22 protein-coding genes and 1 pseudogene are annotated in these 23,977 nt (G+C 38.4%); 10 read left to right on the forward strand and 13 right to left on the reverse strand.

What is annotated here, in order from left to right:
- Window positions 1–3: 3 nt before the first annotated feature.
- A complete protein-coding gene (gene ruvB / locus M1381_02350) occupies window positions 4–1,029 on the forward strand; it encodes a Holliday junction branch migration DNA helicase RuvB (GenBank protein ID MCL4477930.1) in 1,026 nt (341 codons plus the stop codon).
- Window positions 1,030–1,242: 213 nt separating this feature from the next.
- Window positions 1,243–2,652, forward strand: a complete 1,410-nt coding sequence (locus tag M1381_02355; GenBank protein ID MCL4477931.1) for a glycosyltransferase family 39 protein — start codon at window positions 1,243–1,245, stop codon at window positions 2,650–2,652.
- Between the two features lie 68 nt (window positions 2,653–2,720).
- On the opposite strand, the gene M1381_02360 is transcribed toward M1381_02355, so the two are convergent.
- The 8 genes from M1381_02360 to M1381_02395 all read right to left on the reverse strand — a co-directional run bounded on the left by M1381_02360 (window position 2,721) and on the right by M1381_02395 (window position 11,258).
- Entirely contained in the window at window positions 2,721–3,752 is a 1,032-nt protein-coding gene (locus tag M1381_02360; GenBank protein ID MCL4477932.1) for a PQQ-binding-like beta-propeller repeat protein, read from the reverse strand.
- A 65-nt stretch (window positions 3,753–3,817) separates the two neighbouring features.
- Window positions 3,818–4,531, reverse strand: coding sequence for a tetratricopeptide repeat protein (locus M1381_02365; protein MCL4477933.1), 714 nt, complete (start codon window positions 4,529–4,531; stop codon window positions 3,818–3,820).
- A 24-nt stretch (window positions 4,532–4,555) separates the two neighbouring features.
- Entirely contained in the window at window positions 4,556–5,263 is a 708-nt protein-coding gene (locus M1381_02370) for an ABC transporter ATP-binding protein (GenBank protein ID MCL4477934.1), read from the reverse strand.
- A 21-nt stretch (window positions 5,264–5,284) separates the two neighbouring features.
- Window positions 5,285–5,980 carry an orotidine-5'-phosphate decarboxylase gene (pyrF, locus tag M1381_02375; GenBank protein MCL4477935.1) on the reverse strand — a complete coding sequence of 232 codons (696 nt, stop codon included), beginning with the start codon at window positions 5,978–5,980 and terminating at the stop codon, window positions 5,285–5,287.
- A 1-nt stretch (window position 5,981) separates the two neighbouring features.
- Window positions 5,982–7,295 (reverse strand): DUF4388 domain-containing protein, encoded by a 1,314-nt coding sequence (locus M1381_02380; GenBank protein MCL4477936.1) that lies wholly within the window; start codon window positions 7,293–7,295, stop codon window positions 5,982–5,984.
- A gap of 3 nt (window positions 7,296–7,298) precedes the next feature.
- Complete coding sequence (locus tag M1381_02385) at window positions 7,299–8,444, reverse strand: hypothetical protein (protein ID MCL4477937.1); 1,146 nt, start codon at window positions 8,442–8,444, stop codon at window positions 7,299–7,301.
- Window positions 8,445–8,532: 88 nt separating this feature from the next.
- On the reverse strand, window positions 8,533–10,572 hold the full coding sequence (locus M1381_02390) for a glycoside hydrolase family 31 protein (protein MCL4477938.1): 2,040 nt from the start codon (window positions 10,570–10,572) through the stop codon (window positions 8,533–8,535).
- Window positions 10,569–11,258, reverse strand: a complete 690-nt coding sequence (locus M1381_02395; GenBank protein MCL4477939.1) for a phosphatase PAP2 family protein — start codon at window positions 11,256–11,258, stop codon at window positions 10,569–10,571. The genes M1381_02390 and M1381_02395 overlap by 4 nt, the downstream gene beginning before the upstream one ends.
- A gap of 245 nt (window positions 11,259–11,503) precedes the next feature.
- On the opposite strand from M1381_02395, the gene dusB reads away from it, so the two are divergent.
- The 4 genes and pseudogenes from dusB to M1381_02415 all read left to right on the forward strand — a co-directional run bounded on the left by dusB (window position 11,504) and on the right by M1381_02415 (window position 14,613).
- Entirely contained in the window at window positions 11,504–12,520 is a 1,017-nt protein-coding gene (gene dusB, locus M1381_02400) for a tRNA dihydrouridine synthase DusB (GenBank protein MCL4477940.1), read from the forward strand.
- The gene (locus M1381_02405) at window positions 12,513–13,199 is read left to right on the forward strand and encodes a hypothetical protein (GenBank protein ID MCL4477941.1); all 687 of its coding nucleotides are present in this window, start codon (window positions 12,513–12,515) and stop codon (window positions 13,197–13,199) included. Before dusB ends, M1381_02405 begins: the two co-directional genes overlap by 8 nt.
- Before the next feature lie 56 nt (window positions 13,200–13,255).
- Window positions 13,256–13,974: pseudogene (locus M1381_02410) on the forward strand (hydroxymethylpyrimidine/phosphomethylpyrimidine kinase).
- 177 nt (window positions 13,975–14,151) lie between these two features.
- Entirely contained in the window at window positions 14,152–14,613 is a 462-nt protein-coding gene (locus tag M1381_02415; GenBank protein ID MCL4477942.1) for a hypothetical protein, read from the forward strand.
- A gap of 3 nt (window positions 14,614–14,616) precedes the next feature.
- Here M1381_02415 and M1381_02420 read toward each other — a convergent pair whose 3' ends face one another.
- The 5 genes from M1381_02420 to M1381_02440 form a co-directional block, all read right to left on the reverse strand.
- Window positions 14,617–15,687 (reverse strand): phosphotransacetylase family protein, encoded by a 1,071-nt coding sequence (locus M1381_02420; protein ID MCL4477943.1) that lies wholly within the window; start codon window positions 15,685–15,687, stop codon window positions 14,617–14,619.
- A 10-nt stretch (window positions 15,688–15,697) separates the two neighbouring features.
- The gene (locus tag M1381_02425) at window positions 15,698–17,791 is read right to left on the reverse strand and encodes an acetate--CoA ligase family protein (GenBank protein MCL4477944.1); all 2,094 of its coding nucleotides are present in this window, start codon (window positions 17,789–17,791) and stop codon (window positions 15,698–15,700) included.
- Window positions 17,792–17,821: 30 nt separating this feature from the next.
- Entirely contained in the window at window positions 17,822–18,118 is a 297-nt protein-coding gene (locus M1381_02430) for a DnaJ domain-containing protein (protein ID MCL4477945.1), read from the reverse strand.
- Entirely contained in the window at window positions 18,087–18,896 is an 810-nt protein-coding gene (gene lgt / locus M1381_02435) for a prolipoprotein diacylglyceryl transferase (protein MCL4477946.1), read from the reverse strand. Before lgt ends, M1381_02430 begins: the two co-directional genes overlap by 32 nt.
- Before the next feature lie 168 nt (window positions 18,897–19,064).
- Window positions 19,065–19,787, reverse strand: coding sequence for a UDP-2,3-diacylglucosamine diphosphatase (locus M1381_02440; protein ID MCL4477947.1), 723 nt, complete (start codon window positions 19,785–19,787; stop codon window positions 19,065–19,067).
- A gap of 283 nt (window positions 19,788–20,070) precedes the next feature.
- Here M1381_02440 and trpE point away from each other — a divergent pair, with 283 nt between their 5' ends.
- The 4 genes from trpE to trpC are packed head-to-tail and all read left to right on the forward strand — an operon-like array spanning window position 20,071 to window position 23,970.
- Window positions 20,071–21,555, forward strand: coding sequence for an anthranilate synthase component I (gene trpE, locus M1381_02445; GenBank protein ID MCL4477948.1), 1,485 nt, complete (start codon window positions 20,071–20,073; stop codon window positions 21,553–21,555).
- A gap of 5 nt (window positions 21,556–21,560) precedes the next feature.
- Window positions 21,561–22,139 (forward strand): aminodeoxychorismate/anthranilate synthase component II, encoded by a 579-nt coding sequence (locus M1381_02450; protein ID MCL4477949.1) that lies wholly within the window; start codon window positions 21,561–21,563, stop codon window positions 22,137–22,139.
- 2 nt (window positions 22,140–22,141) lie between these two features.
- Window positions 22,142–23,164 (forward strand): anthranilate phosphoribosyltransferase, encoded by a 1,023-nt coding sequence (gene trpD / locus M1381_02455; protein MCL4477950.1) that lies wholly within the window; start codon window positions 22,142–22,144, stop codon window positions 23,162–23,164.
- The gene (trpC, locus tag M1381_02460; GenBank protein MCL4477951.1) at window positions 23,161–23,970 is read left to right on the forward strand and encodes an indole-3-glycerol phosphate synthase TrpC; all 810 of its coding nucleotides are present in this window, start codon (window positions 23,161–23,163) and stop codon (window positions 23,968–23,970) included. Before trpD ends, trpC begins: the two co-directional genes overlap by 4 nt.
- The last annotated feature ends 7 nt before the right edge of the window (window positions 23,971–23,977 follow it).

A 23,977-nucleotide genomic window follows, 5' to 3' on the forward strand; every position in this document is an offset into this window, starting at 1 on the left:
AAAATGAACGAACAATTTGATCCAAGAAAAAAAATAGAGGATGAGGTTTACGAGCAGAAGATCAGACCTAACAAGTTTTCCGAATATATCGGTCAGGACAAAGTCATACAGAACCTAAAGGTTTTTATTCAGGCAGCGAAAGAGAGGGGAGAGGCACTCGATCATGTTCTATTTTATGGACCACCGGGACTCGGTAAAACTACACTTGCATATATCGTTTCATCAGAGCTTGGCGTCGGAATAAAAACAACATCAGGTCCCATTCTTGAGAAAACAGGGGATATAGCGGCAATACTTACAAACCTTAATGAGAAAGACGTGCTTTTCATTGATGAGATTCACAGAATAAATACATCCGTAGGTGAGGTGCTTTACCCAGCGATGGAAGATTTTAAACTTGATATAATCATAGGACAGGGCCCTTCAGCAAGGGCTATCAGGCTTGATATCCCCAAATTTACACTTGTTGGTGCGACAACACGATCCGGTCTTATTCCTTCGCCGCTTAGAGATAGGTTTGGATTTTCTGCTGGTCTTGAATTTTATTCCACTCAGGAGCTAAAGCAGATCGTGAGGCGTTCCGCCGCAATCATAGGTATAGAGATTACAGAAGAAGGAAGCTTTGAGATTGCAAAGCGGGCAAGGGCTACGCCAAGGGTTGCTATAAGGCTCGTAAGAAGGATAAGGGACTATGCGCAGGTTCAGGGTAATGGTATTATAGATATTGATATAGCAAAAAAATCACTAGAAATGCTCGGTATAGATGAGCTTGGACTTGACAGAATGGATTTAAGGATTCTCTCTGCGATCATTGAAAAATTTAATGGAGGCCCTGTCGGACTTGATACCATTGCGGTAGCTGTTGGAGAAGAGAGTGATACGATTGAAGAGGTATACGAACCTTATCTGATTCAGTGCGGCATGTTATCAAGGACATCTAGAGGAAGGATTGCAACCGAGCTTTCGTATAGGCATCTTGGAATAAAATACCCTCTATCAAATCAGACGGATCTATTCAAAAATAAATGAGTTTACTGCATAAAAATGTAAAACAGAATGACCCTTTCCTCAAATAAAAAAATAAATCAACAGAGACTTATTAAATACTTCAGGTTGGTTTTCCCATATCTATTTATCGGGGTTCTAACATATTTTTATCTTTCATTTTATAAATACTATTTGCCGTCTCCAACTGAGGATGAAGGTGCTTTCCTTTATAGAGCTAATGATATCTTGCATCACATGGTTTTATACAAGGATATTGGTGCAATACTTTTACCAGGTAATTACTACTTTCTTGCATTCATATATAAAATATTCGGCTACAGCTTTGGTGTTACACGTGAATTGGTACTGATAATTGATACGATTATAAGCCTTTTATTGTTCCATCTCTCCAGTAAAATCATAGATAAATGGTTCTCAGTTATTCCACCTTTGTTGTTTGTACTTTACGGCTTTCCTGAAGTATTTGGTTATTACCATTATACAAATGGCATGCTTCTTCTGTTTACATCATTATTATTTTTTCTTTATTATCTTGATAATTATAACAATATCCTGTTATTGTTTACAGGCATATTTGTAGGCTTAACAACGCTATTTTTGCAGTCTGCGGGTTTTTATGCATTCATTGCCATTGTTTTTGTTATGTGGACAAGAAAGAATAGTGATAGAATAAAATCTATAGGTTTTTTTGTTTTAAGCTTATCGGTTATAATTCTTATTCCATTTATCTATCTTGCGTATAAGCATGCCTTCATATCTTTTATACAAGATGAACTTGTTGCTGCACGTATCTACAAAGGGTTGGTATCGTTTTCCATGCTTATGCTTTTTAAGTCTATGTTACCCGTATGGCATGAACAATCGATAATAATCGTATCAGTTTTTAGTATTATTGGTATAACGGGTATAATCTTGCTTGTCTTTAAGAAACACAAAACACCAGCCCAGACCGTTTTATTTATTGGAACAGGTGTATTATTTCTAAATACATGGCAGAGAATTATATTTGCACCGTTGTATCTCGTGTTTATAAACTCTGCAATGACAATGGTGTTTTTGATATGGCTTTTTAAAGTTTTACTTGATTATCTAAGAACGAAACTGTGGATAGTACTGTATAACGGGATAAATAGGCTTATAAGTATTGTCGCATTTGCCGCACTTGTGGGTATAGGTTTTAAATTTTATTCACGCATAAACTATATACAAAATAACGCTAATTGGTTTAATGTTAACGGCATAGAACTCTGGACATACAATAAGCAGAACGCAATGGATTTGGAGAGTTTTTCCATGCACGCTAAACGGATCATGGGTAACGAGCGGATGGTACTTGTTTATCCATATTCACCTATTCTTTATACATTACTAGATCTCGAAAGTCCGTCAAAATATGATGTCCTGATAAAGGTTGGTAACAGCAAGGGAACACCCAATGCTGTTTTGGAAGATACAATCAAGCATCTCAAGAATATTCCGGTAAGATTTATTATTACTTATGATTGGGCTCCAAACACATTTGAAACGACATCCAAAGAGCTTGGGATTAAATATGTTCCGAATAAACTTGATGAGTACATAATGCATCATTATGTCCCTGTATTCAGGAGGGGTGGTTTTGTTTTGATGGCATTAGAACAATAATCTTCCGGACAAGTTTAAAACCCGCACTGCAAAACTATTTAGGTTTTTGGATCAATTAAAACCCATTGTTATTTGAATTTATATAAAAATCCACCATTTGAGGTAGCATAAATGCCATCCTCCGTCACATCCGGAGGTGCCGACAATCCTGAAACTATTGGGAATAGATCTATTATTTTACCATCATCTTTATTAAGCAGCATCACACCTCTTTTTAAGCTATTCCCTACGCCTATTGCAATTAGGTTGTCATACAAAACAGGGCCAAACAGGTCTGCATTCTTGCTAATTAAAGTTTTCCATATCGTATCACCTGTCCTCATATCAAGCCTATAAATTTCTCCGTTTACTCTTATCAGATAAAGGCTGTCTGGAGTTGTATATAAACCGATCGGTCTTTTAAGATCATTTCGCTCCCATACCAGGTATCCATTTTTCCTATTAAGACAGAACAAACCATTATCGTAACTGCCAAATACAACTACTTTGCTATTGCCTGATGGTGCTGTTATAATATCCTGAAACCCTTTAGTCGTTGGCGGTTTTTTATCCCATACCACTGCGCCGGTATTTGCATTCAATGCAACCGCTTCACCATCCGAAAAACCTGTATAAACCATACCATCTGAAACATAAGGAGATGGTGTAGCATACACAGTCAGATTACCTGTAAGGTTTTTTATAGCATACTGCCAGTTAAGTGTACCTGTAGATGCGTCGAACGCGTATAGATTATCCATAGTTGTTTGAACAAATAACGTATTATTGTATATAACAGCTCTTGAAATGATTTCTTTTTGCGTATTGTAAGACCAGATTAAATGACCATTAGATTTGTTTAAAGTATAGATCATTCCGTTTAGTGTAGTAGCTATTAATATATTGTTATAGATACTTATGGACGTAGGTGAGCCATAAGTATGGTATTCCCATAGTAATTTTTTGTTTTCAATGTCCTGCGAAAGGATCAAACCGTTATATAAGCCCTGATATAGGATATTATCTTCTACAACGGGGCTACAGGGCTCTTCTTTACTTTTCATAAAGTTTAAATGAAAAACAAGTGTATTTGTAGGAACTATCCTGTAGAAAAACGCCATATTATGGGTTGGCTGCTTTGTGATTAATATGGCAGTTAAAGTCATTAATGTAGTGAGCATACAACTTATTTTTTATCCTTGTTTATTTCAGATTCTGCATAAGTCATTAGAGCCGTAAGCTGCTGATATGCAGCACTATTTATACTATATTTTTTTATACCTTGTTGTAATAGTGTTACGGCTTTATCCGGCTGATTCAATTGCAGCAAGCAATCGGTTGCATGCAAATAAGTAAGCTCCACTAAAGGATTATCTTCCTGATTGATCAATTCCTGTATAATGGGCATCGCGTCTTTGCAATCATGCTGTGCCATATAAGACTGAATAATTCCGTTCTTTGCAATAGAGATCAGGTATCTATTATTGCTACCCCACGTAGAAATAAACTCCTGATAATCACTAATTGCCTTGTCATAGTTGTTGAGAAGATACTCACAATTTCCTATATAAAACAATGCGATTTTTGATGTATTTAAAAAATTAAAATTATTTCTAAAGGCCTCAAAAGCATTTAATGCATTGTTTATATCATTTTTATTTTTCGTTTGTGTTGCAACATCGTACAGATGTAAACCATGAGAATAGGCAATACTACCTCTTTTTGTATAATCCTTGTAATAGTAAAACCCTATAGACGAAAATATGCCTATAAATATAAGGCTTATCGCTATTATTATAAGAAATGTTTTGTGTCCTGTCCCGGCAGCTATAATTCTTTCTGCAACTGTTAAGAACTCATCTTTTTGCTTAAGTTTTTTTCTTGTAAGTCTTTTTGCCATTTGACCTCCGAATGTTAAAATTGTTCACATACCAAGATAAGCTATCTTTATCCTTTTGTCTTCTTTTAAATGTCTTGATTCTCCTGCTAAAGTAATATTACCGAGTTCAAGCACATACGTCCTATGTGTAAAATCAAGTGCTATATTTGCATTCTGTTCAACGAGTAGAATTGAAACACCAAGATGGTTGATCTCGTCAATAGTTTTGAAGATTTTTGTAACCATAATTGGTGAAAGTCCAAGGGAAGGTTCATCAAGGAGCATCAATTTTGGTTTACCCATCAAACCTCTTGCAATTGCAAGCATCTGCTGTTCACCGCCGCTCAATGTTACTGCCATTTGTTTTCTTCTTTCTTTCAATAGAGGAAAAAACCTGTATATCTCTTCTACAGCTTCATTTAACTTTTTACGATCTTTTGATATAAGAAAACCGCCTATATAAATATTTTCTTCTACTGTTAGTTTTATAAAAATATGTCTTGCCTCCGGAATCAGCACAATACCTTTTTTAACGGCTTCGTATGTGTTTATGTGCGTAATGTCTTCTTTGTTGAATGTGATCTTGCCTTTTTTTTCTTTCGTTATCCCGACTATACTTGAAAGGGTTGTTGTTTTACCTGCACCGTTTGCTCCCAGAAGTGCTATCTTTTCTCCTTTTTCTATTTCTATATTTATACCATGCAAGACTTCTATATGATTATAACTTGTATATAAGTTCTCTATTTTAAGCATATTTTAAATCATATAGCATCATTATTTGTATAGTTCACAGGATTGGATGATTTCTTCTAATACTTTTTCAGGGTATCTGCTTTCTGTTACTGGCCTGCCAATAACGATATAATCAGCCCCCGATTCAAAAGCCATTCTTGGAGTTACGACACGTTTTTGATCATCTCTGCTGTTATTATCCATCCTTACACCTGGAACAACAATAACAGGTTTTCTGCCAAAACTCTCCCTTAATAATGATGTTTCCCGACCGGACGCAACAATACCATCTATACCCGTATTAACGGCCATTTTTGCAAGTCCGACTACCATATCTTTAATATCGCCGTTCATGCCTATTATAGACAATTGTGAATTCTCCATGCTTGTGAGTATTGTTACGGCAAACAGCATTGACCTTCCGCTATTTACTTCTACCGCCCTTTTCAGCATCTCTTCCCCACCCATTGCATGCAGCGTTATCATCCTTACTCCAAGATTTATAGCCTGTTCAACTGCTTTGCTTACCGTGTTTGGAATATCAAAATATTTTAAATCGAGAAACACATCTTTACCCATGTCAATTATCTCTCTTACGGGTATAGGTCCATGCGCTGTAAATGGAATACTGCCGAGCTTGTATGTTGAGATATACTTTGATGTTGCCTCAACTATTGTCCTGATCCTGTCTATCGATGTTTCGTCTATTGCCAATATGATCTTTTTTGCATAATCCATGCTAAGCCCCTTGCTGTATAGCCTTTATCTCTTTATGTAATTCCTCAAATGTCTCTGATGTCGTAAGATTTTTTGCCATAAAAATCAGATAATTTAAAAACTCATTCAAACCTTCAAGCATATATTGAGAGAGCATAAGCTCCGCCACACCAACAACCTTACTTAAGGAATCTGTTTCTGTAAGTTTCATAGAGTCAAGATTCATAACAAGCTTTACTTCGTCAAGTTCGCCATCCTCTGATATGCCTACGTTCTCATACAGCTTTTTAAGCCTTTCAGATGATTCTGATACAAAGTTATCAAGTAATTCATTATGCGCAAACCCAGGATTGGTGGTTTTAATTGTTGCAAACAGCTTTTCAAACATCTTATTGTATTTCCTTATGAGGCTTATAATTTTTATTGTTGTTTCATCAAATGTCTGTTCTTTCTTTTGGGTGCCGGCAACCTCTACAAAACCGGCGTTTAAAAGTGTGTACAGGATTTTATATGTATTAAACCTGCCAAGCTGGCTGTACCTCACAACATCAGCTACGCTTGCCTCTCCGTTTATTCCCTCTATTATTGATTTCATGCTTTGAGTTAATTCTATGTTCGGCAGCCTGCTTGATAGCCTTATCATTGTTTCATCGGATGGAACCCTCTCTATTATGAGTTTCCATTCATCAAGTCTCCTGTAGCCTTCCATAAGCATATTCTGTGTATTCAATGAAAATCTTATCAGATCATCTTCTGGGATTAAGCCTTCAAGAAAAAAAAACTCACCCGATGTAATGCCAAAAATACTATAGACAATCTCTTCAATCTGGTATTTAACACCCCACCATAAATTCTTCGGCAATATGAGTTCATTTTTTAATAAAATTGAACCGAACCTTGCTCCCATGACCATCGCTTTTTCAGCTTCTTCCCACTGTTCTTTAGAAAGCTTACCGGTTTTATAAAGCAGATAACCAAGTCTTTCTTCGGGTTGATTGGATGATGCAAACACGATCTCGCCTTTCATAAAGTAAACACCTTTGATTTTATCAGCCGAATTTATAACAAGCATACCTGTTTTTTGCAGCATATTTATTATAGAAAACACATCAGCAGAACTGAGATAGACAAGATTACCCATAAAAACGGGCTTTAAATCCTTATCGTCTTTATGATCGGATACGTTTTTGAGCAGTATAAATGTTTTACCAAAGCTTATAACATTCAGTCGTGATGTATTCTCAAAGTCAAACTCCGACTTCTTTTTAACAAACTCATCAAAATTTGTATCGTGTAAAACCTTTATGAGCTCTTCAAGATTATACTTTTTTGTCATTTTTTATGCAAGTGTAGATATTATATTCTCAAGTTCTGTGGTTTGCTCTTTTGAGAGATAATTTTTCATTTCAAACAGTTCAAAGTGTATAAGCTCTTTAATAAAATGAACTGCATCTTCATAAGGTGAGAGGTTTTGTGATGCCTTATAAACTTTGAGTATCACTTCAGTATTAAAACAGCCTTTTTCATTTAATTTACAGTCCTTAAACATGCCTCCCGATGATCTTACATATTCTGCAACGCTGATCTTAAAATTTACATCGGGCGCTTTTTGCTGCATGATTTCTGCAATACTTGTCATTATCGTATTCGTTAAATTGATAAGCTCATTAAATTTTTGAGTTTCTGTTTTTGACTCGGTTTTAAGAACCGGTTTTTTAATCCCCAATTTGCCCGTATAAACGAGCGGTATTAGAGCTTCTATTAGTAAAGGAACTTTCAAATCGGTTTTCTCTGCAAGTGAGTCGACAGCTATGCTGTTGGAAACCATCATCTGTTTTAATATTACCTTTTCTATGTCGGTGGGTTTGGAAAAACTGTTTATAGAATTTAGATAAATCACGCTATCGTATAAAAGGTTAACATTTAATTGATCGTGTACCTCTCTTATGTATTGAAAAAGATTATCTACCATATTTGTATCAGGCTTTATCATATTGCCGGAATCTATGTTCGTTTGTATTACATGAAACCAGCCGTCCTGAGGTAATATATAACTGCCCCATATCTCAAATATCTGTCTCCTTACACCAATCCACAGATCCTTTGGCGTTATATATTTGCTCTCTACAAGCACCTTGCCAAGCCTTCTTGTGGCTGTGATTTCTTTTGAAGCCTTCTCAAGCCCTTCTATCGTTAATTTCCCAATCCGGCACAATGTTTCTCCAAGCCTTTCATCTTTTAAACTGGATCTGGCAAAATAGAGTTCCCCGTCTTTTACATAGACAACCTTTTGGGCATCAGCCCGATCGCACAGTATAATGCCGGTAAAAGATATTGAATATAACCTTTCTGCTGTTCCAATTAAAGTTACAGGCTCGATCTGTGAAGACTGGATAAGTATTGCATTGTCAATGTCACCTATGTATGACCTTAATTGATCCTTATCTATGTTAAATGAAATCACATTGCTCGGTATATATGTCATAATTTACCTCGTAACACTAATTAATCATAACCCACATTACTGTAGACCTGCTGTATCTGTTATCGTAACTGTAAGAGTTTGTCTATCACTATTTGATTGCTTTATTCACAAATACGGGGATAACATTCAAGGGGGCAGGGTAATTTTTAAGAGTTGCCGGCCCTGTGAATGTTCCGCTTGTAAAGTAATCAGTCCATGTCCCTGAGGGCAGGTATACATCCCTGGATGTTGAACCTGCTGTAAATACGGGGCATACAAGATACTTATCCCCGAGCAGGAATTCATCATCTATTGTGTAGGTATTTTGGTCGGAAGGATAATCAAAAAAGAGCGGCTTAACCATGGGCATGCCTGTTTGTGCCGAGCTCTGTGCAAGACCCATCATATAAGTTGATAGTGATTGGTGAATTCCGGTATAAAGCTTTGAGATATCTGTCGTTGTTTGTGTGGTGTAGCCTGATATATTTTGATTCCATGGTGTAAGGGAAAACTGCATAAGCGGCATAAACGCATTCATCTCAACCCATCTTATATAAAGTTCGGAACTCGGATAACCTGTATATGCATTACCGCCGATCATATCGGGTAACACAAAAGGGTAACCAATAAGCTCAAGTGCAAACATCTGTGTAAGTGCGGATTGTAAGCCGTTATTGATGTCCCATGTTGAATCTTTGTCATACTCACGCATGATCTGTCCGCTGTCCTGCGCAAACCAGCCTGATCTGAATTCCATTGCAGGTACATGCTTGTTAATTGTTATATAAAAATCAGCATACCGGTTTGATGAGAGATAGCCTGATGTAACCCCGCCGGGCGGAAACCAGTTTGCCTCGCCAGCGTCGAATTTAAATCCGTCAATGCCGTAAGTTGATATTATACCGCCAAGCAAGCCGGCCCACCAGTTCATCGCATCCGGATCGGCAAAGTTTATAAGACCGGCTTCTTTTTTACCGAACGTATCCCACCATCCTACAAGTGAAACTCCGCCGCTCGTTGACTGGACAAAGTATTTTTTTGTTGAAGTGTTAAAGTTTGAAGAATTGTCATTAACAAAGGGCGGAACCCATAATGATACCTTAAATCCCATATCATGCAGTTGTGCTATCATTGATGCTGGATCAGGGAATTTGGTCTTATCGAAATCTGTATCACCCCATGCGGGCTGCCATGTATCATCAATCTCTAAAACCGAATAGGTAAAACCAAGTGATTTTATGTCCTGTGCCATTGAAAGCACGTTCGATTGGTTTACATTGAACAACGGATATTCTGCCCACGTTGACCAAACAGGCCCTTGAAACATCTGAGGTGCAGGTATGGGGACAGGCTGCCACGCCTTTTTATAAGTAAAGTTTGTTGAGATCCAGTCCTTATATGTTGACGGAATATCTTTATCCACAAGTATGTAATAAGAAAAATTATTTGTTGTGCTTGTAATACTGAACATAATATTATCGAGACTTACGCACATAGGTCCATAGCTGTCTACAAACAATCCTGCACCATTAGAAGTTAACCATAGCGGTGTTATGATATTATTTTGATCACCGGTCTGTAATGGACACCTGGTAAAACTGCCCTGCTCAAGCGGAAACCATTGTGCGCCTGCTTGAGAATTTCCTGAAATCGGATCTATATAGTTGCCAATCTCTCCCTGACCGTACCAATGTCCTGCTGTTCCAACAGAAAAACTATCGCCAACACCCGTAACATTAGAGTTCTGCGCTGAGATATCAATCTTTATCATATCGTTTAATAATGAAAATGTGTATGAGATCAAACCGGTATTACTGCCCTGGAGGTAAACAATAGTTCCATTTGTTATAGTGTTATAACCCGAGGCAGAGAACACACATCCTGCTTTCCCGTTAATATCATAATTCCCCGTAGCATTGGATAAGGTCGTATTAGTACATGGTATTGAAGCGAAAACCGGCACATTATTGGATGTTACCGTAAAGCCAAATGGCGATCTGTTTATTATGAGCGAATAATTGGAGCTCGTGAGTGTAAGGTTTTGAGGCATTGCTATAAAATGCAAGCCTTTGGAACTGCCGCAGCCAAGTATTGTAATAATAAAGATTAATGTAATAAATATTTTCGGTTTTCTTTTGTTAAACATCATACTGCATCCGGTTTAAACATTTTATGTACAGGGATATGCCCTTTAAACACTATTGCATAAACAACCAAAGCATCAATCACACCTGCAAAAATGTCAACAAGGTAATGCTGTTTTACATATAGTGTGGATATGGAAATCAAAACTGCTATAAGCATAAACAGGATACCGAGTTTTTTATTATACCTATAAAAGATAAGGGCAACAAGCAATGAATTAGCCACATGAAGGCTTGGAAACACGTTAAATCCCGGATCAACCTTATAAACCAGTGAGAGTGCTTCTGTGCTAATTGAATTTACAACTATATCAGGTCTGATCATTTTAGTGGGATAAACAATGAACACGATAAAAGCTATAACATCTTCAAACAGGTAAGCAAAAGCGATCCTTCTGAATGTATCTATGTTTGTTAATAGAATTATCGGTGCGAAACAAAAAGGATAGTACAGTAAATAGAGCCAGACAAATTCGGGTTCGAATGGCACTGATTGGTCTATCCATGTATTAAGATAATGAAAGCTGCTGCCCTCTTTCCATAATATATTATTATACCAGTCAAGGTAATAAAAGCTAATACTTAAAAAACTCGCAACAAACATGGTGATTATTATTTTTTCGTATTTAATATAAAAATCCACAATGCTGAATGAGACGGTATTTTCATCCATCTGATTATTATAATTCATAATTTATCCTTTTGAAATAATATTTAAACCAAAATTTATACAAACTGTCAAAAGATATAATCAAAAAAATTTTCCGGCGTTTACGCCTGGGTAAAATGCCAACGTTGTCATTCCCGCTAAAGCGGGAATCCGGAGAATGTATGTAAGCGTACTTTGGTATAACAGATACCTTGCTGCTTTCGGCGAGGATGCTCATTCAAAAATACTTGCTGATTTTTTTTTAACGTTATGCTTAATCATTAAGCATGTTTAAAATTCGTGATTTGGCATTCCAAAATCCATTTATAATGGCACCCATTGCAGGGTATACGGATAGTCCGTTCAGACGAATGGTAAAATCTTATGGAGCATCACTTGTATACACGGAACTATTAAGTGCTGATGCGATTGTCCATTCAAATAAAAAAACGCTTGCCCTTATGTCACATCTAAAGGAAGAAAAACCTTTGACCATTCAATTGCTCGGTAAAGAACCTGGGATACTTGTGCATGCAGCCCGGATAGCAATCGCTTCCGGTGCCGATATCATAGATCTTAACATGGGATGCCCTGCAAGCAATGTCGTAAATAACGGTTCCGGCGCTGCTTTAATGAAGTCGCCCGAACTCGTAAGAGAAATTATAAAGGAAATGAGGGCAGGTATAACTGTTCCGTTTACGATTAAAACAAGGATTGGCTGGGATGATAAATCAAAAAATGTTCTTCAAATACTCGAAATAGCAAACGAGGAGGGGATCGATGCAATAGCGATACATCTCAGAACAAAGATGCAGGGGTTTAAAAGAGGTATTGATATGCAAACATTGACTGATGCCGTAAAAATTTCAAGGATACCGGTAATCGGCAACGGGGATATACTCACACCCTACGATGCAAAGTTTATGTTGGAACAATCAGGATGTGCAGGTATCATGATTGGCAGAGGCGCATTAGGTGTACCCTGGATATTTGGTTTGCTCAATGAGTATATGGAGAATAATAGTTTTACACTGCCAGAACTGACACTTGTAAAAAACACCATCATCAGGCATCTTAATTTTATGATAGGGTACCATGGAGAGGTACAGGGCGTAAAATTGTTCAGAAAACATCTTGTTCATTATTCAAAAGGCAGTGAAATCTCGCCTTTACTGAGAGCACCCAATAGTTCTGATTTTAGAAGCCGTGCTGTTTTAATAAGTGATGCCGGCAGTCTATTCAAACTCATAGATCAATACTTTTATTATTTAGAAAAACATTTTCATGGTGTAGTGCATGTATAGAATAAAAGTATTCATTCTCTCAAAAAAACTCCCACCCCCTATACTGCTAAAAGTGCTGAGAAAAAATCGTTTAACCTGCCGCATAACGTCCGAACAAAAAACTGCTGTTGAAATTATACATAAAAGAGGGTTTAAACTTGTCTTCATAGATATATGCGGGTATGGTATGGAGATTCTGGAAATAATAGAACGGATCTCATCTCTTAAATCGTGCATTTTGATAGTCGTTATACCTAAAAACAGGATCTCAAATTATAAAAAACTTTTAAACAACGGTGCGTTTGATATACTGCAAAAACCTTTAAAACAGCATTTTGTAGAGGCATCTATTAAAAGGGCTTATGATGTCATAAATCTATACAGAGAACTGAAAGCGATCTCATCATTGAACAATAGTAACAGGGATTCGCGTGTACAGGTTGATGTGTTGGAGAAAGAAATAGAGGAGCTTGGGATTGATGAACTTGTAAAGAAAAAACTTTCACATCTATTCTCAAGGCATTCGAACATAAAACTTACCGGTTTGTATTCTCTCGGCATGCCGCTTGTTGAAAAGGCATTTATAGAAACAGCTTTAAAAGCAGCAAAAAATAATCAGGTAATGGCTTCAAGAATACTCGGAATAAATAGGAATACGTTAAAAACAAAGATGACAAAACTTAGCATAAATAAACAATGAGCAGAAACGCACTTATTATTGCTGGTTTTGATCCGGTTGCAGGTGCAGGGCTGTTAATGGATATTAAGGTATTAACATCGGCCGGCATTCATGCGTCCGCCATACCCACCGCACTTGTAATAGAAAACACAGACGTTGTGAAAGATGTAGTTCCTATAAAAACCCATACAATCAAAAAACTGATTGACATAAGTTTATCAAATACAAAGATGCACGGCATGAAAATCGGCATGCTTTATTCAAAAGAAAACATAAATCTGGTTAAAGATGTCATTAATACGTATAAACTAAAAAATGTTGTGCTTGATCCTGTACTTGTATCATCAAGCGGCAGTAAATTATTAAACTATGATGCATTAAAGTCACTTTATGCACTTATACCTTTATGTTCGATAATAACTCCCAATATTCATGAGGCAAAGATTATTACGAAAATCAACATCGAGAGAATGAAAAAGATGACATGATAAGGGCAGGCAAATATTTTCTGAATCAGGGTGTACCTGCTGTTGTAATAAAGGGGGGGCATTTTATCCTGAAGGCCACGGATCTTTATATGGATAAAAAACAGCATATTTTTTTAAAAGCAAATGCAATAAATAAAGATGTCCACGGCACTGGTTGCATATTCTCGTCAGCAATCACTGCTTATCTGATAAAGGGTTACGACACAATGGAGGCAGTAAAAAATGCAAAGTTACTTACGTCACGGTATATAAAAGGCAGCTACAAGCTTTCCTATAACTTTAAAAGGTACGTTGGAAGAGCATTGTAGGAGGATACCGCCCGCCTTTTTTGAAATGCATATTTTGGGTTATTGAACCGCTATGACATAAGCCGGCGGCTCTATCACTGCATTAAGAATGCAAGTGTGATTCATTTTTACCTTCGTTAACTTTTGGCTTGCCCGAATATGATTGTTATGATATTCAAATGAAGAGGTGAATTTTCAATGAATAGATTGTCATTTATAATAACTATTCTGATATTGATGCTGCCTGTCCAGGCTTTCCCAATGGGTATACTCGGCGGTAAGACAGAACGTATACCAATGCCGGCAAAAAATCTTAGCTTTACTGTTGTAGATAAGCTTGGGGTTAGAACATCGGTTGAGCACGGCAGTATAGACGGGAAAGATTATCTATCGGGCTACAACGGGTTAATACTTAATATTGTACCTCTCAGCAATATTACATCAATAGATTTTACAAATGCCGCGCACACCCCTTCAGGGGTTATGCTTAAAGTGGATAAGCATCCTGTTATCGCAATTGTACATTTTAAAGATGATAAAACCCTTAGCCTTACCGTGAGCGGCTTATGGATGTGTTATGGTATGACGCCTTACGGCTCTATTCAGGTAAACTTAGAATCAATAGATGCTGTTGATAATGTAAAACTTATAAAAAAATAGCTTCTACTTAACCTTGACCCCTACAGCGGAGAACAGGCTGTTTGTATCCACATGTTTACTTATAAGTTCATAACCTTTTTTAACCTGATCCTCCCTTGCCACCCGTATTTTTCCTATTATAGATTCAATCCTTGATATGGTTGTAAGTGTATCGTATTTTACATGCATTATCGGCACTCCCATTGCCTTTGCCCTGCCGAGTACGATTTCATTGGGCAATATGTCTCCTGTAAGGATAAGGCATTTTGTAGATGTTTCCAGAGCTGCTATAATTATATCTGCTCTGTTTGCGCCTGTTATAACTGCCTTGTTTTTACTTTTTATGAAGTTCTTTAATGCATTTTCCACGTCCATGGCTCCGACAACAAGATTCTCAATTAATTCATCTAACTTATCATGGCCTGAAAGCATCTCACCGCCTACTGTATCCATGATTTGTCTGATAGAAACAGACTCGATCAAGGGCTCTCTCGGTATTACGCCAAATACCTTTATCCCTTTTCCCTCAAGATAATGAACTACCGTCCTTCCGACAAATTCTATATCATCAGCCGTTACCCTGTTGATAATAACACCTGCAAGCCTATTCCCGAGCAGCTCCTTTGCGGATAGTATGCAATCAATGCAAACCTCGTCTCTATAAGGATCAATAAGAACTGTCTGGATATTTAAGGATTTTATAACTATGAGATCGCTGATCTTCATAGAAAGACCCTCATAAAGATTTTGAGCACCGCTTATAATCATTACATCCTTGCCGTTAGAAAGGGTTTCATAGGCAGATCTAAATAGCCGCATGCCGTCAAAATCCTTTCCTTTAAGAACGGATGAGAGCAGATCATGCGTTACAACAACAGGGGTCATTTTATCAATAGGGTCTGGAATCCCAAGCATACTTCTTACAAATGCAGTATCTATATCATAAAGTGCTGCGCCGGTTCCTGCCACCGATTTGCCTATAATTCTCATATAACCCACTTTATTATGATGCGATTGAAGTATCTTACCGAGAATTATTGATAAGAGGGTTTTACCCGAATAGCTGTTTGTAGAACTTATAAAAAAGGGAACCATAAAAGCCTCCTTAATATTTTATTGCAATTCTGGCATCTATTGCTATTGCACCTTCACCCTCACCCTGGACAAGCAGTGGATTTACATCCATTTCCACTATTTCAGGATTATCGGTCACAAGCTGTGATAACCTCAATATTGCCTCTGCAATCGCATTAATATCCCGTTTCTTCTCACCCCTGACCCCCTGCAGCAAAGGAAATGATCTTATCTCTCTTATCATATCCTGAACCTCTGCCTCGGCAACCGGCGCTACTCTGAATGAAACGTCCTTTAACACTTCAACATATATGCCCCCAAGTCCAAACATCATTAGTGGACCAAAATTTGGATCGATATGCATTCCAATAATTGTTTCAGTCCCTGTCTTAAGCATCTGTTGAACGACAACACCCCATATCTTCGCATCCGGCATAAACTTTTTAACGTTACCCGTGATACTCTGGAATGCGGTTTCAAGTTCCGATACATTCTGTATCCCTATAACCACGCCCCCGACATCCGTTTTGTGCAGTACATCGGGTGAGGCTATTTTCATAACAACAGGATAACCTATTGATTCGGCAAAAGCCCTTGCTTCTTGTGATGTTCTTGCAAGTCCGCTTTTTGGTGTTTTAAAACCATACGCCTCTACAATCTCGCGTGCCTCAACGTCTACAAGACTTGACCTCCCAGATGATTGTACCGTCTGCAGAAGTCCTTTTACCTTTTTTATATCGACTTCAAAATTTCTATAAGTTTTTGCAGGCTTTTTAATCCATTCTTTATAATCGAGTACAGTTCTATATGCGGTCATTGCCGGTTCCGGGAATACAAAGTTTGGGACTCCGCCTTTTGTAAGTATCTCTATGCCTGAGGCAACGTCCTTCCCGCCCATAAATCCACCGAGTATTGTTTTATTTGCACGTCTTGATATATCTACAACGACCTCGGCGGTTTTATTTATCTCTGTCATGTCCTGAGGTGTAAGTAAAACAAAAACACCGGCAACGCCTTTATCCTTAGTAATAATTTCAAGAGCTGCCCTGTACCTGTCTTCTCTTGCATCGCCGATTATATCATAAGGATCACCAAACGCTGCAGATGCCGGGAGTACCTTTTTAAGGGCAAGCATGCTATCATCGCTAAGATGGGCAAGACTTATATTTAATCTTTCCGATGCATCGGCGGTTATTATTCCGGGACCGCCGGCATTGGTAATGATGGCCAACCCCTCTTCATCAGGCAGCGGCTGGGTTTCGAGCAGCCTGCCTATATTAAATAACTCCTCAATTGTCTGTGCCCTTATTACCCCTGATTGTTTAAACGCGGCATTAAAGGCTGCATCAGAGCCTGCAAGGGTTCCCGTATGAGACGATGATGCCCTTGCACCTACTTTTGTTCCACCCGCCTTGATCAGTATTACGGGTTTTTTCTTTGAAGCTATGTAAGACTTTTCTATAAATGTTTTTCCATCCGATACACCTTCTATGTATCCAAGTATGACCTTTGTATCGGGGTCTTCCGACAGATACTCTATAAAATCCGCTTCATTAAGATCCGCCTTATTGCCAAGACTTATGAATTTAGAAAAACCGATATCATTCTCTAAAGACCAGTCTAAAACAGCGGTCAATAAAGCGCCGGATTGTGATATGATTGAGATATTCCCTGCAATGGGCATGTCCGCAGCAAAACTTGCATTCAATTTACTCTTGCTGTCGATGACTCCAAGGCAATTTGGTCCAACCACTCTCATTCCATAGTTCTTTGCCTGTTCTTGCAATTCTCTCTCAAGTAGAGCGCCTTCATGCCCAATCTCTTTGAACCCTGCCGATATTACAATAATGTATCTTGCACCCTTTTCTGCACAATCCTTTAGTGAAGCTATTATTGCTTTGGGCGGTATCATAAACACTGCGAGCGATATTGGGTCGGGTATGCTTTTAATATCCGGATAAACCTTTACCCCGAGTATCTCGTTAGCGGATGGATTAACAGGATAGACCCTGCCTTTGTATCCCCCTTCTATGATATTCTTGATCATGCTGTATCCGACCTTACCCGGTACCTTTGATGCACCTATGAGGGCTATACTTTCCGGATTGAATATTGTATCAAGCATTTGTACCTCCGATATCGTGCTATAGGAACTTCACTTAAATGAGTTATAAAATCTTTTCAACGCGTATTCAGGATCCTGTCTTTTGTATTCATCCTCTGTAAGAAAATATCTATAGTTATGAGTATAATCCATTAATAGCTTATAAGCGTAATTGATCTCTGCCATCTTTTTAGTGCAAAAATCCTTATTCTTATCCTCACATTTATCGGGATGATACTGCCTGGCCAATCTGTGATAAGCATCCTTTATATGATCAATTGTTGCTATATAAGGTAATCCAAGTATCCTTCTTGCTTTATTTATTTCCCTGTACTTTGGTAGATTCATTTTTTGTTTTCTTTGTCCTTGCCCAGATAAATATTATCCATCCTACCATAAATGTGGGTATTGCTATAAACTGTGATGTTGAAAGAGGGCCTACAAATCTACGGATAGTATCACCCCTGAAAAATTCTATAATAAATCTGTTAAACGAATATAGAATCAGAAAAAGCCCTACAAGCTCGCCGTCATTCTTTTTGAATTTCTTTTCGTACCATAATAAAAATCCAAACAGGATCAGCCCGTTAACCGCCTCAAAAAGTTCTGTAGAGTATAATCTCTGGCCTGGATAGGCAAGGCCGGCATCACTGTTAGGTGAGAATATAGAGCCAAGTGGCCATGGAAGTGTAGTAGGTTTACCAAAACAGCAGCCATTCATGTAACATCCAAAGGTACGATGTATTGCATAGCCAAGCCCTAGGTATGGGGAGATTAAATCCGCATATTTAAAAAAGCTTGCTTTTACCCATTTTATATAAATCAGTATAGCAAGGACTCCGCCGAATAAACCCCCATAAAAAACGAGCCCGCCTTTCCAGATCTCGAGCATCTCAAGCGGATGCTGCATATAGTAATGCCATAATGTTATTATGAATACAACCCTCGCGCCTAAGATAGAACCGATCATGATCCAGAAGCTCATATCGAGGACAATGTTTGGATCAAGAGCAAGTTTTTTGGCCTTTCTCGTAGCTAGGTAGATTGCAACTATGAACGCTGAAGCCATTGCAACCCCGTAGGTATGAATTGTTATTGGACCGTAGTGAAATAGGATCGGATGCATATATGTATGTTCTCCTTTTAAGTGTAAATTAAATCTATTATACTGCATTTTCAATATGTTTATAAAAATGTCAATCAAAGTTGAAAAGTGCGATGGCGGGCTTTTTAATATTCTGAAAGACTATGTGATGAATTAAGCCTCCGATTGTTATAGCCATCTGCGTTTTGATCACCTAAAAAACTTCAGATCAATTCTATCATCCCTTACAATAACATATGTATAGTCATTGAACCAATTGCCTGTGTTAACATACTTTATATGTCTTTCTCCGAAAAAAAGTTCCCTTATCAAAGGCTTGTGGAAATGTCCCGCAATGAGCACTTCAATGCCCTGCATTGCCTTTTTTTCTATGTATTCATCAAGTACATGAGCAGGCATTTCTCTTTTTGCTGTCCATACATCTCTGCTTTGCTTTGACAGCCATGCTGCGATATTTTTCAGCATCATTACAGGAACAATCTGAACAATTATACGTGCAAACCTGCTTCTTAAAACGGCTCTTAAAAACCTATAGCCTTTATCCGTATAATCGATTGTATCTCCGTGCGTTATATGAAATCTTTTCCCGTTGATAGTGGTATCATAATCTCTGTCTATTATTTCAACATCAAATATATTTTTTAACACATCTTTTACAAAGAAATCATGATTGCCGACCGCATAGTACAGCCTGACGCCCTTTTCAGAAAGATTTTTAAGGCTGTCAAGCAAAGATACATAAACGGGATCGATTAACCCGCCGGGGCTTATCCAAAAATCAAATATATCACCAAGCAAAAACAGTGCATCTGGAGGCTCGTTCTCCAGGCTTTTAAAAAACCTTACCATTATTCGCTGATTTGGGTCATCCTTACCATGCAAATGTGCATCGGAAAGAAATATGCAGTACATAAAAGATTATATCCAATCATTTTTATGCAATGTCAAATAACTTTGTTTTAAGCGGAACAATGAGCTGCCCACACGAGCTGCAGATACCTCGCTGCCTGCGGCGATGATGTTCATTTCTTGCTTAGTTTGTGCTATATATGTTAGAATTTCGGCAAGAATTATATTTCGGGAGCTAAAGTGTTTGACATGATTTATTTAAAATTTGAAAAGTCTGTTATTATAGGCACTTTGAAAGGCATTGGTATGATCATTACAATGTTTTTTATGGACAGAGGTTTGAATAATGGAGAGTAATCACATTTATCCGTCTTATGAAGATTTTTTAAAACTTGCGGAGCATGCAAATCTTATCCCTGTTTATACGGAGATCCTATCCGATGTGGAAACGCCGGTCTCCGTACTGTTAAAACTGAAACATTTGAATTACCCATTCCTTCTTGAGAGCGTGGAAGGCGGTGAAAAATGGGCACGGTATAGTTTTATAGGCTTCGAGCCGTCGGTTATGTTCAGGATAAAAAACCGGGATGTTTTTATAACAGAAAACGGGAAAACAAAGATACATCATGATGTTCCTGACCCGCTCGGACTTTTAAAAACGGAACTGAAACGATACAATCCAGCAATCATAAAAGGCCTGCCGAGGTTTGTAGGCGGTGCTGTCGGCTATTTCGGTTACGATGTCGTAAAAACCTTTGAGAAAGTTCCTGCTCTAAAGAAACGGTCGCCCGATTTTGATGATGTCTTCCTGCTTTTTACGGATAAACTCGTGATCTTTGATAATCTCAGACACACCATGATCGTCCTATCAAATGCCTTTATACAGAAAGGTAATACAAAGAGTGCGTACGATACTGCAGCGGCCTCCGTAAAAAGGGTTATTTCCATACTCAACCGGCCGCTTCAAGCAGCAAAGAAACGGAAGATCAATAAAATTAAACCATTCGGATCGAATATGACGCAGCAGGAATATGAACGGATGGTTATCGAAGGGAAATCACGCATAATGGAGGGCGATATTATTCAGGTCGTATTGTCGCAGAGGTTCTTCTCACCCTCAAAAATAGACCTCGTTTCTTTTTATAGGGCACTGAGACTTATCAACCCTTCACCCTATATGTTTTATTTTGATCTCGGAGATAAATATCTTATCGGTTCTTCCCCTGAGGTGCTTGTACGGTTCGAGGGGGGCTGGGTCACCATAAGACCCATTGCAGGCACAAGAAAACGCGGGAAAACACGGGAAGAAGATGAAGCACTGGAAAAGGAATTGCTCGAAGATAAAAAGGAAAAAGCGGAACACGTTATGCTGGTGGATCTTGCCAGAAACGATATCGGAAGAATTGCGAAAACAGGCAGCGTACGGGTCGATGAACTTATGATCGTGGAAAGGTATTCGCACGTTATGCACATAGTATCGGAGGTAAGAGGTGCTGCACTTGATGATAAGGATGCCGTGGATATCCTGAAGGCAACATTCCCCGCGGGGACACTTTCGGGTGCTCCAAAAGTTAAAGCGATGGAAATCATAGAACATCTCGAAAAGGACAACAGGGGACCTTACGGCGGCGCTGTCGGCTATATCAGTTATACAGGGAGTATGGATACGTGTATTGCGATAAGAACTGCATTTGTCGATAAAAAAGGCGTTTATATACAGTCCGGTGCAGGTATAGTATACGACTCCCAGCCCGAAAACGAGTATTCCGAAACACGATCAAAGGCTCAGGCTTTGATGGACGCCCTGAAAAAATCCGGAGAGATAAAATAGCTTTTATGAAGATACTTATGATCGATAACTATGATTCTTTTACCTATAATCTTGTTCAGTACTTTGGTGAACTCGGGGTTGAAGTGATTGTATTCAGGAATGATCGTATAAAAGTTAAAGATATAAAAACCCTCGATATAAATGCAATCGTTATATCTCCCGGCCCGTCAACACCGGCAGAAGCCGGTATATCCGTTGACGCCATAAAGCAATACGCCGGTATTTATCCCATACTCGGTGTATGCCTCGGTCATCAGGCAATAGGTTACGCATTCGGTGCGGACATAATTAAAGCGCAGAAGATCTACCATGGGAAAACGTCTCAGATAAAGCATGACGGTAAAACGATATTTATGGGGCTTGACAATCCATTCACGGCTACAAGGTACCACTCTCTTGTAATAGACAGAAAAACATTGTCTGATGAATTTGTCATTGATGCAGAGTCTGAAGAGGATCAGGAAATAATGGCAATAAGACATAAGAGTCTTATCATAGAAGGTGTTCAGTTTCATCCGGAATCTATACTGACTGCAAACGGTAAAAAGTTACTTGAGAATTTTATAAAATTGGTTAAGGAATAGACATGATAAAAGAAGCGATTGAAAAGGTAACGGAACATATATCCCTTTCGGAGAATGAGATGGAGCTTGTTATTGATGAAATCATGTCGGGCAATGCAACGGATGCCCAGATCGCTTCATTCATCACAGCGCTTAGAATCAAAGGCGAAACCGTAGAAGAGATAACGGGTGCTGCAAAGGTTATGAGAGATAAGGCAACAAAGGTATATTCATCAAAAAAGGTATTGGTTGATACGTGCGGTACAGGCGGAGATCGCAAAGGTACGTTCAATGTATCCACAGCAGCATCATTTATAGCGGCAGGTGCAGGCGTTTTTATCGCCAAGCACGGCAATCGTTCCGTCTCCTCTAAAAGTGGGAGTGCCGATGTGCTTGAGGCTCTTGGAATAAATGTCAAAATGGGCGCGGGAAAGGCGCGGCACGCGATTGAAACCATAGGTATGTGTTTTTTGTTTGCGCCGATTTATCACGGTGCGATGAAGTATGCTATAGGACCAAGACAGCAGATCGGCATAAGAACTATTTTTAATATGCTTGGACCGCTTACAAATCCTGCTGAAGCAAAGTATCAGGTAATTGGTATATATGATGGAACGATGACAGAAAAGATAGCCCATGTATTACATAACCTCGGAAGTATTGCTGCTTGTGTTGTTCACGGCGACGATGGAACTGATGAAATTACTCTTACTGGTAAGACAACCATATCGGAGCTTAAAAACGACCGTATCAAAACATATAAATTTGATCCAGAAGAGTATGGTTATAAATGCTGCTCACCTGAAAAACTTCTTGGAGGGGACGCAGACCGTAATGCAGCAATTATAATGGACATATTGAACGGTGCCGGTGGAGCAATGAGGGACATAGCGGAATTGAATGCAGCATTTGCAATTTATATTGCAAATATTAAAGATAATCTGCACGATGCAATTATCGCTGCAAGAGAGAGTATAGATTCCGGCTTAGCTTTGAAAAAACTTGACGGTTTGAAAAAACTTAGTAATGAGGATAATCTTAAATGACTGATAAAATAGATTTTCTTAATGACATCGTTAATACAAAAAAAAGAGAAGTCGGGATCAAAAAACAGCATACCGGTATTGGATCACTGATCAAAGCTATAGACAGTATAAAACATCCGCTCTCTTTTATAGAAACTCTCTCTGCGAATGTGCCTCCGCGTATAATTGCAGAAATCAAAAAAAGGTCACCCTCCAAAGGCGTTATAGCCTCCGGCATAGATGTGAAACAGGTTGCAACAGATTTTGAGTCCGCGGGTGCGTGTGCAATATCTGTTTTAACCGATGAGGAATATTTTGAAGGCAGCATCTCCGATATGATTACGGTAAAGAATGCCGTGACTATCCCGGTACTTCGTAAGGATTTCATTGTAGACGAGTTCCAGATTTACGAATCAAGGGCAAACGGCGCCGATACGATACTTTTGATTGTTAAAATCTTAGATAAAGCCGTTAATCATTATTTAGAGCTTTCAAGGCAGCTGGGCATGGAGCCTCTCGTTGAGATTCATAATGAAAATGAGCTTAAGACGGCAATTGATGCAGGTGCAAGGATAATAGGCATAAACACAAGAAACCTTGATACTTTTAATGTATCGCTTGACACAATCGCATCTCTTATAAATTATATACCAGACAATGTGTTTACTGTGGCAGAAAGCGGCATTACATCTACAGACATTATACTGGAGTTTATGAAACTCGGCATAGACGGTTTTCTCATAGGCGAGACATTTATGCGTGCGTCATCACCTTCAAAAAAGTTAAAAGAGTTTATAGATAAATTTAGAATAAGTTCTTTCAAGTAAAGGAGAT

This window comes from Deltaproteobacteria bacterium, assembly GCA_023382265.1.
Taxonomy (GTDB): domain Bacteria; phylum JAMCPX01; class JAMCPX01; order JAMCPX01; family JAMCPX01; genus JAMCPX01.

Coding starts and splice junctions, on each gene's coding strand:
- M1381_02430 (MCL4477945.1), bottom strand. CDS start 18,118: ATGAATCTACCAAAGTACAGGGAAATAAATAAAGCAAGAAGGATACTT.
- M1381_02395 (MCL4477939.1), bottom strand. CDS start 11,258: ATGAATTATAATAATCAGATGGATGAAAATACCGTCTCATTCAGCATT.
- M1381_02355 (MCL4477931.1), top strand. CDS start 1,243: ATGGTTTTATACAAGGATATTGGTGCAATACTTTTACCAGGTAATTAC.
- dusB (MCL4477940.1), top strand. CDS start 11,504: ATGTTTAAAATTCGTGATTTGGCATTCCAAAATCCATTTATAATGGCA.
- M1381_02365 (MCL4477933.1), bottom strand. CDS start 4,531: ATGGCAAAAAGACTTACAAGAAAAAAACTTAAGCAAAAAGATGAGTTC.
- M1381_02380 (MCL4477936.1), bottom strand. CDS start 7,295: ATGACAAAAAAGTATAATCTTGAAGAGCTCATAAAGGTTTTACACGAT.
- trpC (MCL4477951.1), top strand. CDS start 23,161: ATGACTGATAAAATAGATTTTCTTAATGACATCGTTAATACAAAAAAA.
- trpE (MCL4477948.1), top strand. CDS start 20,071: ATGGAGAGTAATCACATTTATCCGTCTTATGAAGATTTTTTAAAACTT.
- M1381_02450 (MCL4477949.1), top strand. CDS start 21,561: ATGAAGATACTTATGATCGATAACTATGATTCTTTTACCTATAATCTT.
- trpD (MCL4477950.1), top strand. CDS start 22,142: ATGATAAAAGAAGCGATTGAAAAGGTAACGGAACATATATCCCTTTCG.
- M1381_02360 (MCL4477932.1), bottom strand. CDS start 3,752: ATGGCGTTTTTCTACAGGATAGTTCCTACAAATACACTTGTTTTTCAT.
- M1381_02420 (MCL4477943.1), bottom strand. CDS start 15,687: ATGGTTCCCTTTTTTATAAGTTCTACAAACAGCTATTCGGGTAAAACC.
- pyrF (MCL4477935.1), bottom strand. CDS start 5,980: ATGGATTATGCAAAAAAGATCATATTGGCAATAGACGAAACATCGATA.
- M1381_02440 (MCL4477947.1), bottom strand. CDS start 19,787: ATGTACTGCATATTTCTTTCCGATGCACATTTGCATGGTAAGGATGAC.
- M1381_02370 (MCL4477934.1), bottom strand. CDS start 5,263: ATGCTTAAAATAGAGAACTTATATACAAGTTATAATCATATAGAAGTC.
- lgt (MCL4477946.1), bottom strand. CDS start 18,896: ATGCATCCGATCCTATTTCACTACGGTCCAATAACAATTCATACCTAC.
- M1381_02415 (MCL4477942.1), top strand. CDS start 14,152: ATGAATAGATTGTCATTTATAATAACTATTCTGATATTGATGCTGCCT.
- M1381_02425 (MCL4477944.1), bottom strand. CDS start 17,791: ATGCTTGATACAATATTCAATCCGGAAAGTATAGCCCTCATAGGTGCA.
- M1381_02405 (MCL4477941.1), top strand. CDS start 12,513: ATGTATAGAATAAAAGTATTCATTCTCTCAAAAAAACTCCCACCCCCT.
- M1381_02390 (MCL4477938.1), bottom strand. CDS start 10,572: ATGATGTTTAACAAAAGAAAACCGAAAATATTTATTACATTAATCTTT.
- M1381_02385 (MCL4477937.1), bottom strand. CDS start 8,444: ATGACATATATACCGAGCAATGTGATTTCATTTAACATAGATAAGGAT.
- ruvB (MCL4477930.1), top strand. CDS start 4: ATGAACGAACAATTTGATCCAAGAAAAAAAATAGAGGATGAGGTTTAC.